The organism is Vibrio sp. 1288 (genome assembly GCF_033344475.1).
This window is the reverse complement of record NZ_JAWPOX010000777.1, coordinates 1-605: the sequence shown is the minus strand read 5'-3', so window position 1 is coordinate 605 and position 605 is coordinate 1. Positions and strand designations below refer to the sequence as shown.

The window sequence follows — 605 nt, the reverse complement described above, 5'->3', positions numbered from 1 at the left end:
CACCTTTCAGATAAGCAATAGGCCATTTATCTAAATGCTTTTGCCAACGTTTGAAATTTGTTGGTGTCATCCAGTGCTTTTTCAACCAGTCGACACACCAAGCCGTGCGTTGGTTATCGTCTAATGCAAGAGGGCTAATTTCGACAGGCTGCTGCTCGACTTGATTAAGAATGTACAAGCCGAGTTGATGAAAGGTATTGACTCTTACGCCTTCTGCCGCCAAGCCGACTTTATCAACCAAACGCTCTTTCATTTCTTTCGCGGCATCTCGGCCAAACGCCAGGATCAAAAGTTCTTCCGCTTGAGCTTGATGGCTTTGAAGTAAGTAAGCCACTCTTGCAGTCAATACGCTGGTTTTACCCGAGCCTGCCCCAGCCAAAACAAGGTTGTGATCATCATTGAGCAACACTGCGTATTGTTGCGACAAGTTCAGCGGAGACGATTCAATGCGGTTGAACAAGACTTCCCAATTAGGACGTTCGTTCTCCAGCCATTCGTGATTGCGCTCTCCCAGCGTATGAGAGGTGTCAACCAGCCAAGGCTCAATTTCACCCATGCGATTAGGCATGCGCATTTTAGCTTCGTCTAGGCTGGTCTTGATTTCT

At 47.3% G+C, this 605-nt stretch carries 1 protein-coding gene; it reads right to left on the bottom strand.

Annotation, left to right across the window (positions count from 1 at the left end):
• Window positions 1-605 (bottom strand): UvrD-helicase domain-containing protein (locus R8O11_RS29310; protein WP_318195135.1); only part of this gene is annotated, 605 nt, incomplete at both ends.